Origin of the sequence: Xanthomonas sp. XNM01 (assembly GCF_014851915.1) — a bacterium.
In the GTDB taxonomy this organism is placed as follows: Bacteria; Pseudomonadota; Gammaproteobacteria; order Xanthomonadales; family Xanthomonadaceae; genus Pseudoxanthomonas.
The window spans coordinates 477,300-488,580 of sequence record NZ_JACVAP010000004.1 but is presented as its reverse complement, the minus strand read 5'-3'; the positions used below and the strand labels follow the sequence as shown (position 1 = coordinate 488,580).

The following is an 11,281-nucleotide window of genomic DNA, read 5'->3' as shown; positions in this document are numbered from 1 at the left end:
AGGTGCCGGCATCCCCAATTGCCCGGCACCGGTCCAGACCGCGCCATGCCGCACTGCAGCAAGCGGCATTTTGCACGGAAGCCTAGCGGTTTACCACGCAGTAAAAACTTGACGCCCATCACTATTCACATTCTTGAACGGTTGATTTGCAAAATGGCTCGCGCCTTGTCCCGGTTACCATGGCGGGTCATTCCACGCCGGCGCCATCGCTCCCCCGCATGCTCCAGATCGTCCTTTGCGCCTGCCCGCCCACCGCAGCCGACACCATCGCGGACGACCTGGTCGGGGCGCGGCTGGCGGCGTGCGTGAGCGTGCTGCCGGGCATGCGCTCGACCTATCGCTGGCAGGGTGCCATCGAGCGTTCGGACGAGGCCTTGCTTGTAATCAAGACCCAAGCAAGTCGCGTGCCCGCCGTGACCGAGCGGATCCTGGCCCTGCATCCCTACGAACTCCCGGAGGTGATCGCGGTCGAAGCCGCCGGCGGTCTGCCGGCCTACCTGGCCTGGGTGGCCGCCGAAGTCCATGAGGAAGAGTGACTCCATGTCGTTGCCGTACCGACTGCCGCTGTTGGCCCTGCTGGGGCTGTTGCTGACCTGGGCGGTCACCCCGCTTGCCCGCGCCGTGGATGCCGACGACCTGCTGCCGGTGGACGAGGCCTTCGTCCTCAGCGCCCAGCCGGGCCCGGGTGGGCGGATCGACATCCGCTGGCAGATCGCCGACGGCTACTACCTCTACCGCCATCGGACCGAGGTGCGGGCCCTGTCCGGCCTGGAGGGCGGAAGCCTGCGCCTGCCGGCCGGCAAGCCGCACGTGGACGAGTTCTTCGGCCCGGTGGAGACCTACCGGACCCGCCTCGATGGCGTCTTCGAAGGTGGCCAGGCCAGTGGTGCCGGCCCGGTGACCCTGCAGATCAAGTACCAGGGGTGCGCCGACGCCGGCATCTGCTACCCGCCGCAGACCCGCGAACTGAAGGTCGCCCTGCCCGCCGGCGGCAACCCGCTGGCAGCCCTGTCAGGCGCAACCGGCACCTCGCCGTCGGCGGCGGGCAATCCGCTGCGCGGGCTGCTCCAGGGCCAGGCCGCGCTGCCGGAGCAGCAGGCGTTCTCCGTCGATGCGATCGCCGATGGCGGCAACCGCCTGCTGGTCCGCCTGCAGCCGGCGCCCGGCTATTACATCTACCGCGACCGCAGCGCGTTCGCGCTCGAGGGCCTCGACGGCGTGCAGACCGGCAAGCCGCGCTGGCCCACCGGCACCCGCCACCGCGACGAACACTTCGGCGAAGTCGTCGTCTACTTCGAGCCGATCGAGGCGGTGGTGCCGCTGCTGCGCGAACACACCCGTGCGGGCAAGGCCACGCTGGTGGTGACGTTCCAGGGCTGCCAGGACGGCGGCATCTGCTACCCGCCCATGACCCGGCGGATCCGGCTGGACCTGCCCGAGGGCAAGCCCGACGTGGTCGCCAACGTGGTGCCACGTGCGGCGCTGCCGGCCGTGCCCGCCAGCGACACCGAGCCGACCGAGGCCGCGCCGGCGGCGGGTGCGGCAGATGCGGCGGCCACCGAACGGCTGCCCGCACCGCCGCCCGCGGACCAGACCATCGCCGGCGGGCCGGACGCGTCGTCGGGCAACGCGCAGCGCACCCGCGCGCCCGCGCCCGAAGGTGGCGCGGCCCAGCTGCTCGGCATCCTGGCGCTGGCCCTGCTGGGCGGACTGGCACTGAACCTGATGCCCTGCGTGCTGCCGATCCTGTCGCTGAAGGCGCTCGGCCTGGCGCAGAGCGGGGAAAGCCGCAGCCATGCGCGGCGGCACGCGCTCTGGTACACCGCCGGCGTGCTGGTGGCCTTCGCCGTGGTCGGGATGCTGGTGATCGCATTGCGCGCGGCCGGACAGGCCGCGGGCTGGGGCTTCCAGCTGCAGCACCCCTGGTTCGTCGCGACCCTGGTCTATCTGATGTTCGCGGTCGGCCTGAGCCTGTCGGGTGTGTTCACCCTGGGCGGCGGGCTCGGCGGCATGGGCCAGGCCCTGGCCACCCGCAGCGGCCCGGCCGGCGACTTCTTCACCGGCGTGCTGGCCTGCGTGGTCGCCAGCCCCTGCGTGGCCCCGTTCATGGGGCCGGCCCTGGCCTATGCGTTCACCGCATCGGCGCCGGCGGCGATGCTGGTGCTGCTGACCCTGGGACTGGGCCTGGCCCTGCCGTTCCTGCTGATCGGCTTCGTGCCGGGCGTTGCGCAGCGGCTGCCCAGGCCGGGGGCGTGGATGGAGACGCTCAAGCAGGTCCTGGCCTTCCCGATGTACCTGACCGCGATCTGGCTGCTCTGGGTCCTCGGCCGCCAGCGCGGGGTTGACGCGATCGCGCTGGTCCTGGCCGGCGCGGCCTTGCTGGCGCTGGCGTTGTGGTGGTTCGAACGGGTCCGCTGGCGCGGCCGGCGCGGCGCGGCGCTGCTGCCGCTGGCGCTCGTGGTGCTGGCGCTGGTCCCGGTCTGGGGCGTGAGCCGGATCGCGCCGCCAACGGCAGCGGCGACACCGGCGGAGGGTGCGCTGGCGTACTCGGCCGCCGAACTCGACCGCCTGCGTGCGCAGGACCGCGTCGTGTTCGTGAACATGACCGCCGACTGGTGCGTCACCTGCAAGGCCAACGAGCGCAACGTGCTGTCCGGCGATGCGTTCCACGCCATGCTCGCGCGCAGCGAGGTGGTCTACATGAAAGGCGACTGGACCAATGCCGATCCGGAGATCAGCGCCTTCCTCGAAGCGCACAAGGCGGTCGGCGTTCCGCTGTACGTGATCTACGGCCCCGGCGCGCCGCCGACCGTGCTGCCGCCGGTGCTGACCTCGGCCGTGCTCGAGGACGCGCTGCTGCGGGCGGCGACCCGGTGAGGCCGGCGCTGCGGCTGGTCGTGGTCGCGGTCGCCGCCGGTGCGCTGGGGGTGCTCGCCGGCACCTGGCATGGCCGCCATGGCGATCCGGACATGCCTGCGCCGCCACCGGGCGTGACCGCCGCCGAACCCGGCGACGCGATGCCGCCGGTGCAGCTGCCGGGTCTGGACGGCACGCCGGTCGATCTGGTCGCGCTGGCGGCGGGCCGGCCGCTGCTGATCAACGTCTGGGCGAGCTGGTGCGGGCCCTGCATCGAGGAAATGCCGGAACTGGAACGCTTCTCCCGCGAACAGGGCGACACCGGCATCCAGGTGATCGGCCTGGCCCTGGACACGCCGGAGGCGGTGGCCGACTTCCTGCAGCGCGTGCCGGTGGGCTACCCGATCGTGCTGGACACGCCCGGCCCGGCCGACGCCAGCGTCCGCCTGGGCAATACCCGCGGCCTGCTGCCGTACACGGTGCTGATCGACGCGGACCGGCGCGTAGTCCGGCGCAAGCTCGGGCCGTTCGCGCACGGCGAGATCGACGGCTGGGTGCGCTGAGCGGCTCCGGCGGTTCGCCGCGCGCCGCCCGCGGGCGACTTCACCCGGTCGTCCGCCACCGGCCAGATTCAAACAATCGATTGAAACGCCGCCATCTTCGCCGAACTGGACAGTAATGGCGCCTTCGCGCAGACTGCCGCCCTTTCAGGCACGCTCCCCATCGATGGCCCATCTGCTGGTCCTGCACGGCCCCAACCTCAACCTGCTCGGCACCCGCGAGCCGGAGGTCTACGGCCGCACGACCCTGGCCGACATCGATGCCGACCTCGCGGCGCGTGCCGCCGCCGCCGGACACACGCTGCAGAGCCTGCAGTCCAATGCCGAGCACGTGCTGGTCGACCGGGTCCAGGCCGCGCGCGAGGACGGCACCGCCTTCATCCTGATCAATCCGGCCGCCTTCACCCACACGTCGGTGGCGCTGCGCGATGCGCTGGCCGCGGTGGCGATCCCGTTCATCGAGATCCACCTGTCCAACCCGCACGCCCGCGAGCCGTTCCGCCAGCACAGCTACTTCAGCGACAAGGCGGTCGGCGTGGTCTGCGGCTTCGGCGCCGACAGCTACCGCTATGCGCTGGATGCCGCGCTGACCCGCCTGGGCGGTGCCGCGTGAGAGCGGTCCTGGCGATGCTGCTGGCCCTGGGCCCGGCGGCAGCGTGCAGCGATGCGCGCGCCGATACGCTCGACCCGGCCGACTGCGTGGCGTCGAGCGGCACGATGCAGCAGGACCTCTGCCAGGCCGCCGAGTACGACCGCCTGGACATCGTGCTCGGCCACGCGCTGCAGGCCGCGAACGAGCGTCTGGCCGCCGGCGCGTCCTGCATCAGCGCCTGCGACCAGGCCCTGCATGCGCTCGACCAGGCGCAGGAAGCCTGGATCGTGTTCCGCGACAACGACTGCGAGGCCGCCTACGCCATCGCCATCGACGGCAGCGGCCGCAACAGCGCGCGCCTGGACTGCCTGATCGAACACACCCGGATCCGCACCGGGCAGCTGCAGCGGCTGTAAACCGCGCCTGCCCGCTTTTTTCATCGCACCAACCACGAGGCCTGTATGGATCTCCGCAAAATCAAGAAGCTGATCGACCTGCTCGAGGAATCGAACCTCGCCGAGATCGAGATCAAGGAGGGCGAGGAGAGCGTGCGCCTGTCGCGCATCCCGACCGGCGGCTACGCCGTCGCCACCCCGGCCGCCGCGCTGGAAGTGCGCGCCCCGGCGGCGGCTGCCCCGGCTGCCGCGCCGATGCCGATGAGCTCGCCGACCGAGTCGGCCACCGGCGGCGCCAAGCCGGCCGGCGCCGAGCTGCCGCCGGGCCACGTGGTCCGCGCGCCGATGGTCGGCACCTACTACGCGTCGCCCGCACCGGACAAACCGGCCTTCGTCAGCGTCGGCCAGCAGGTCAAGGCCGGCGACACGCTGGGCATCATCGAGGCGATGAAGATGTTCAACCCGATCGAGGCCGACACCTCCGGCACCGTCGTCGCCATCCTGTGCGAGACCGGCCAGCCGATCGAGTTCGACCAGCCGCTGTTCGTGATCGGCTGACAGGGAGCACCCATGCTCGATAAAGTCGTCATCGCCAACCGCGGCGAGATCGCCCTGCGGATCCTGCGCGCCTGTCATGCGATGGGCATCCGCACCGTCGCCGTGCACTCGACCGTGGACCGCAACCTCAAGCACGTCGCCATGGCCGACGAGTCGGTCTGCATCGGGCCGGCGCCGTCGTCCGACAGCTACCTCAACATGGCCTCGATCATCGCTGCGGCCGAAGTCACCGACGCCCAGGCGATCCACCCCGGCTACGGCTTCCTGTCCGAGAACGCGGCCTTCGCCGAGCGTGTCGAACAGTCCGGCTTCATCTTCATCGGGCCGAAAGCCGACACGATCCGCCTGATGGGCGACAAGGTCGAGGCGATCCGCGCGATGAAGGACGCCGGCGTACCGTGCGTGCCCGGCTCCGGCGGCCCGCTCGGCGACGAGGCGGCCACCAACGTCAAGATCGCCCGCGAGATCGGCTACCCGGTCATCGTCAAGGCGGCCGGCGGTGGCGGCGGTCGCGGCATGCGCGTCGTGCACTCCGAAGCCGCGCTGGTCAACGCCATCGCCACGACCAAGAGCGAAGCCAAGGCCGCGTTCGGCAACGACCAGGTCTACATGGAGAAGTTCCTGGAGAACCCGCGCCACGTGGAGATCCAGGTGCTGGCCGACGGCCAGGGCAACGCGATCCATCTGGGCGAACGCGACTGCTCGATGCAGCGCCGTCACCAGAAGGTGGTCGAGGAAGCGCCGGCACCGGGCATCACCGCCGAGCAGCGCGCCGAGATCGGCAAGGTCTGCACCGAGGCCTGCATCCGCATCGGCTACCGCGGCGCCGGCACGTTCGAGTTCCTGTACGAGAACGGCCGCTTCTACTTCATCGAGATGAACACCCGCATCCAGGTCGAGCATCCGGTCACCGAGATGGTCACCGGCATCGACCTGGTCGCCGAGCAGCTGCGCATCGCCGCCGGTCATAAGCTCTCGATCAGGCAGGAGGACGTGGTGCTGGAAGGCCATGCGATCGAGTGCCGCATCAACGCCGAGGATCCGGAGACCTTCATTCCCAGCCCCGGGCTGATCCAGCACTTCCATGCACCGGGCGGCCCGGGCGTGCGCGTCGATACCCACATCTACGAGGGCTATCGCGTGCCGCCGAACTACGACTCCATGGTCGGCAAGCTGATCGTGCACGGGCCGGACCGCGAGACCGCGATCTGCCGCATGCGCGTGGCGCTGAGCGAGATGGTCGTGGACGGGATCAGGACCAACATCCCGCTGCAGCAGCGGATCATGCGCGACAAGGGCTTCCAGGCCGGTGGGCAGAACATCCACTACCTCGAGAAGCGCCTGGCCGAGCGCAAGAACCAGTCGATCGCGCTGGGCTGATCGACCCGCGCGGATGCGGCCGATGCGCCGCATCCGCGCCCAGCCGGCACCGCCGGCCACTCCGGTCCACGGAACACGGAACACGGAGTCAGTCAGGGCGGACACCGCCGGCCGCATCGGAGCGATGCTGCCGCGCCTCGCATGCCGGGGTTGCCCGCACGTTGCAACGCTGGATCCGGCGTCTGATCCAAATACCATCGCGCACGGCACGCGATCTTCCTGGCCGGTCGCGCAGGGCACGCTGCCGTCCGTCACCGGATTCATCCGTGCCGGACCGCGTCCGACGCTGGCAGCGGCGCGTCACCTCGTCGTCCCCGTTGCGTGACACCGTCGTGCTCCCTCTCACGATCACCTGACGCAGGTGCGTTGCGCGACACGCTCCCATAGCCGACGGCGCTGCATGCTCCTGCTGGTGCCACGGGCACGACCGTGGCCCGGATCGCTCGGCAGGCGCCACACAGGCAGGACCCTCCGGGTGGCACCCTCCAGCGCGTTGCGCGTGTCTCCGTACGTCCGCCAGCATCACGACAGCGTCGGCGCCGGCCGCCGTGCCGGTCGGCTCGCAGCGCGGACGCACCCGCGCCATGCACCAGCGGGGTGTCGCGCAACGCCGCGGCGCGCCGGGATCGGAGCAGCCGTGACGGTGCGTCTCCCCGGTCCACGGCCATCGCCACGCCTGTGGCAACCGCGACTCCGCGGCCGCCACGCTTCAGGCGATAATCGCGCCCGACGATGCGGCCGTGACCGGCCGTGCGCTCCCGCTTCGACCAAGGATTCCCATGCCGTACCTGGAACTGACGCTGCGCAGCACCGAAGCCGAACAGCCCCGCTACGAACGCGCCCTGGACGATCTCGGCGCGCTGTCGGTGACGCTGCTCGATGCCGATGCGGACACGCCGAACGAACGCGCGATCCTCGAGCCCGGCGTCGGCGAGACCCCGATCTGGAAATCGCTGGTGCTGACCGCGCTGTTCGAGGACGGGACCGACGCGCTGGCGCTGCTGGCCGCGCTGGAGTCCTTCGATCCCGAGCTGGACTGGGCCCAGGTCGGTTTCCGCAAGGTCGAGGACGAGGACTGGGAACGCGCCTGGCTGGACCAGTTCAAGCCGATGCGTTTCGGCCAGCGCGCCTGGATCGTGCCGTGGAACCACGAGCTCCCTGAAGAGGCACAGGCCGACGACGCCGCCATCGTGCGCCTGGATCCGGGCCTGGCCTTCGGCTCTGGCACGCATCCGACCACCGCGCTGTGCCTGCGCTGGCTCGACGGACTGGCCACCGAAGGCGTGCTCGGCGGCGCGCGCGTGCTCGATTTCGGCTGCGGCTCCGGCATCCTCGCGCTGGCCGCGCTGAAGCTGGGCGCGGCACAGGCCATCGGGGTCGACAACGATCCGCAGGCACTGATCGCCAGCGCCGACAATGCCGACCGCAACGGCCTGGCCGACCGCTTCAGCGTGCACCTGCCCGACGACGAGCCGGCTGCGACCTACCCGATCGTGGTCGCCAACATCCTGGCGACCGCGCTGGACGCGCTGGCCGAGGTGCTGGCCGCGCGCGTCGCCTCCGGCGGCCGCATCGCGCTGTCCGGCATCCTGCGCGGGCAGGAGCCGGACCTGCTGGAACGCTACGGCGCCTGGTTCGACCAGCTGCAGGTCAGCACCGAGGAAGACTGGGTGCGGATCGATGGCGTCCGCCGCTGACCGGCGTGCTTGAATAGGCGCATGTTCGCTCCCTGTCCGCATTGCCAGTTCCTGATCGCGCAGCATCCGCAGCAGCGGACGCTGCCGCAGGTCTGTCCACGCTGCGGCAAGCCGCTCGACCTGCCCGGCGAGGCGGACGACCTGGCTGCTCCGCCGATCGAAGCGGGTGCGGACGCCGACCTGGAAAACACAGCGCACGTCCCGTCCGCGGAAGCACCGGTGGATGCGATCGGGGAGCCTGCTGCGCCGCTCGACGTGCAGCCTGCACCGGCGCCACCACCGCAGCCTGCGCGTGCGTGGCATGCGCGCATGGCGCAGGGCATGCAGCGTCGACCGGCCCGCTGGCAGTGGTCGGCGGTCGCCGTGCTGGCGACGCTGCTCGTGCTGCAGCTGCTGCTGGCCGATCGTGCGCGGCTGGCTGCCGATCCCGGCTGGCGTCCGTGGCTGGAACGTGGCTGCACCGTCCTGCGCTGCAGCCTTCCGACCTGGCACGAACCAGCCGCCTTCAGCATGCTCGACCGCAAGGTCCGCCCGGCCACCACCGCCGGCGTGCTGCGGGTGGAAGCCAGCTTCCGCAACGATGCGCGCTGGCCACAGGCCTGGCCGGCGCTGCAGCTGTCGCTGGCCGATGCCGATGGCCGCACGCTCGGCAGCCAGGTCTTCAGCCCCGCGCAGTATCTGGGGCAGGCGCCCGACACCCTGATCGCACCGGGGCAGAGCGCGGCGGTGGAGTTTCTGGTGCACGAACCCGCGCCTGGCACCGTCGCGTTCTCCTTCGACTTCAGATGAACGGGCGACACCACCGCCCCGACGTGGCGGTGCTCCCGGTCTCGCGCTAGACTCCCCTGCCCGCTCGAACGCGGACCCGTCTTACGGACCCCTCGTGCAGCAGAACGCTCCCTCGCGCGCCGATGCCGGCCGCCCTTCGTCCCGACCACCGCTGCGCGAACACGTCGCCCAGTCCGTGCGCCGCTACCTGCGCGACCTCGACGGCGTCGACGCCAACGACGTCTACCAGATCGTGCTGCGCGAGATGGAGATTCCGCTGTTCGTCGAGGTGCTCAACCACTGCGAAGGCAATCAGAGCCGTGCCGCGGCGCTGCTCGGCATCCATCGCGCCACCCTGCGCAAGAAGCTCAAGGATTACGGGCTGACCTGAGCCCGGTTCGCGGCGACGTCGTCGACGTCCCGCGCCGATGCACCAAGCCGCCTGGCGATCCTCGCCAGCGATTCCCGCATCGCCGCATCGACATACTGGCTGCCCGCCAGGGCCCGATGGCCTGATCCGCATACCCGGCCGGTGCACACATGCGTGCGGCCGCAGGCAGAAGCGGAGTCGTCCGCGGCCCGGCCTCCGCGACGGTCGATGGATGATCGTCGCAGTCCGGCCGCCCTGCCTCGCAGACACCTGATACCGCTCCTGCGTCACCGGCCAAAGAGACGCCGGCCAGGTCGGCGCATCGCGCCTTCCCACAAGGCCGGCGGCCATCGCCGACCTGTCGCGCCGGTACGGTGCCGCGCGCCGCGGTCGCTGCCACGGAAGAGCCGCAGACACATGAGGCCGGGCTGGCGCGGCCTGCGCCGGGGCAGGAACAGCGGGGAGCTATAATTCCCGCCCCCTCTTCTCCCGCACATCGTCCATGTCCTCCGATCTGCTGCCCATCCGCCGGGCCTTGCTGTCCGTTTCCGACAAGACCGGCCTGGTCGAACTGGCCGCCGCACTGGCGGCACGCGGCGTCGAGCTGCTGTCCACCGGCGGTACCGCGAAGGCGATCCGCGAGGCCGGACTGGCGGTCAAGGACGTGTCCGAGGTCACCGGCTTCCCGGAAATGATGGATGGCCGGGTCAAGACCCTGCACCCGCTGGTGCATGGCGGCCTGCTCGGCCGCGCCGGCACCGATGATGCGGTGATGGCCGAACACGGCATCGCCGCGATCGACCTGCTGGTGCTGAACCTGTATCCGTTCGAGTCGGTCACCGCGAAGGCCGGCTGCACGCTGGCCGATGCGGTGGAGAACATCGACATCGGTGGCCCGGCGATGCTGCGCTCGGCGGCCAAGAACTTCGCCCGCGTCGCGGTGGCGACTTCGCCCGACCAGTACGCCGGCCTGCTGGCCGAACTCGACGCCAACGAGGGCCGGCTGTCGGCCGCGCAGCGGTTCGCGCTGTCGGTGGCCGCGTTCAACCGCGTCGCCCAGTACGACGCGGCCATCAGCAGCTATCTGTCGGCGGTCACCGACACCACCGCCGATGTGCCGGTGCGCAGCACCTTCCCGGCGCAGGCCAACGGCAGCTTCATCAAGGTCATGGATCTGCGCTACGGCGAGAACCCGCACCAGCAGGCCGCGTTCTACCGCGACCTGCATCCGGCACCGGGCTCGCTGGCGACCTTCGTCCAGCTGCAGGGCAAGGAGCTGAGCTACAACAACATCGCCGACGCCGACGCCGCATGGGAGTGCGTGCGCCAGTTCGACGCGCCGGCCTGCGTGATCGTCAAGCATGCCAACCCCTGCGGCGTGGCCGTCGGCGTGGCCTGCGGCGATGCCTACGAGCTGGCCTACGCGACCGACCCGACCAGCGCGTTCGGCGGCATCATCGCGTTCAACCGCACGCTGGACGCGGCCACCGCCAGGGTCATCCTGGACCGGCAGTTCGTCGAAGTGCTGATCGCGCCGGATTACGAGCCGGCCGCGCTGGACTACGCGACGAAGAAGGCCAACGTGCGCGTGCTGCGCATTCCGCACGCGCCGGCCTCGGCCGGCTTCATCGATACCAAGCGGATCGGCTCGGGCCTGCTGATGCAGACCGCCGACGACCGCGTGGTCGCCCGCGACGAACTCAAGGTCGTCACGAAGCTGGCGCCGACCGACACGCAGTTCGCCGACCTGCTGTTCGCCTGGAAGGTGACCAAGTTCGTGAAGTCCAATGCCATCGTCTACGCGAAGGACAACCGCACCATCGGCGTGGGCGCCGGCCAGATGAGCCGCGTGTATTCGGCCCGCATCGCAGGGATCAAGGCCGCCGACGCGCACCTGGTGGTGCCGGGCTCGGTGATGGCGTCCGATGCGTTCTTCCCGTTCCGCGACGGCATCGACGCGGCGGCCGAAGCCGGCATCAAGGCGGTGATCCAGCCGGGTGGCTCGATGCGTGACGCCGAGGTCATCGCCGCCGCCGACGAGCACGGCATCGCGATGGTGTTCACCGGCGTGCGCCACTTCCGCCACTGAGCATCCCGCCTGGAGC

General features: G+C 70.7%; 11 protein-coding genes. All 11 read left to right on the top strand.

Features of this window, described 5'->3' with window-relative positions; genetic code table 11:
- The first annotated feature begins 218 nt into the window (after positions 1 to 218).
- The 11 genes from cutA to purH all read left to right on the top strand — a co-directional run bounded on the left by cutA (position 219) and on the right by purH (position 11,265).
- Positions 219 to 536, top strand: coding sequence for a divalent-cation tolerance protein CutA (gene cutA, locus IB242_RS16285; protein WP_192281878.1), 318 nt, complete (start codon positions 219 to 221; stop codon positions 534 to 536).
- Positions 537 to 540: 4 nt separating this feature from the next.
- Positions 541 to 2,877: a protein-disulfide reductase DsbD domain-containing protein gene (locus IB242_RS16280; RefSeq protein WP_192281875.1), complete on the top strand. Its 2,337-nt coding sequence runs from the start codon at positions 541 to 543 to the stop codon at positions 2,875 to 2,877.
- Positions 2,874 to 3,419 (top strand): TlpA disulfide reductase family protein, encoded by a 546-nt coding sequence (locus tag IB242_RS16275; RefSeq protein ID WP_192281872.1) that lies wholly within the window; start codon positions 2,874 to 2,876, stop codon positions 3,417 to 3,419. The genes IB242_RS16280 and IB242_RS16275 overlap by 4 nt, the downstream gene beginning before the upstream one ends.
- Before the next feature lie 163 nt (positions 3,420 to 3,582).
- Positions 3,583 to 4,029, top strand: a complete 447-nt coding sequence (aroQ, locus tag IB242_RS16270; protein ID WP_192281869.1) for a type II 3-dehydroquinate dehydratase — start codon at positions 3,583 to 3,585, stop codon at positions 4,027 to 4,029.
- The gene (locus IB242_RS16265; protein WP_192281866.1) at positions 4,026 to 4,424 is read left to right on the top strand and encodes a lysozyme inhibitor LprI family protein; all 399 of its coding nucleotides are present in this window, start codon (positions 4,026 to 4,028) and stop codon (positions 4,422 to 4,424) included. The genes aroQ and IB242_RS16265 overlap by 4 nt, the downstream gene beginning before the upstream one ends.
- Before the next feature lie 45 nt (positions 4,425 to 4,469).
- A complete protein-coding gene (gene accB / locus IB242_RS16260) occupies positions 4,470 to 4,961 on the top strand; it encodes an acetyl-CoA carboxylase biotin carboxyl carrier protein (protein WP_192281863.1) in 492 nt (163 codons plus the stop codon).
- Positions 4,962 to 4,973: 12 nt separating this feature from the next.
- Positions 4,974 to 6,341: an acetyl-CoA carboxylase biotin carboxylase subunit gene (accC, locus tag IB242_RS16255; RefSeq protein ID WP_192281860.1), complete on the top strand. Its 1,368-nt coding sequence runs from the start codon at positions 4,974 to 4,976 to the stop codon at positions 6,339 to 6,341.
- Between the two features lie 779 nt (positions 6,342 to 7,120).
- Positions 7,121 to 8,038 (top strand): 50S ribosomal protein L11 methyltransferase, encoded by a 918-nt coding sequence (prmA, locus tag IB242_RS16250; protein WP_192281857.1) that lies wholly within the window; start codon positions 7,121 to 7,123, stop codon positions 8,036 to 8,038.
- 21 nt (positions 8,039 to 8,059) lie between these two features.
- Positions 8,060 to 8,827, top strand: a complete 768-nt coding sequence (locus IB242_RS20525; protein ID WP_225540728.1) for a DUF3426 domain-containing protein — start codon at positions 8,060 to 8,062, stop codon at positions 8,825 to 8,827.
- 94 nt (positions 8,828 to 8,921) lie between these two features.
- Positions 8,922 to 9,197: a DNA-binding transcriptional regulator Fis gene (gene fis, locus IB242_RS16240; protein WP_192281854.1), complete on the top strand. Its 276-nt coding sequence runs from the start codon at positions 8,922 to 8,924 to the stop codon at positions 9,195 to 9,197.
- A 481-nt stretch (positions 9,198 to 9,678) separates the two neighbouring features.
- The gene (purH, locus tag IB242_RS16235; RefSeq protein ID WP_192281851.1) at positions 9,679 to 11,265 is read left to right on the top strand and encodes a bifunctional phosphoribosylaminoimidazolecarboxamide formyltransferase/IMP cyclohydrolase; all 1,587 of its coding nucleotides are present in this window, start codon (positions 9,679 to 9,681) and stop codon (positions 11,263 to 11,265) included.
- The last annotated feature ends 16 nt before the right edge of the window (positions 11,266 to 11,281 follow it).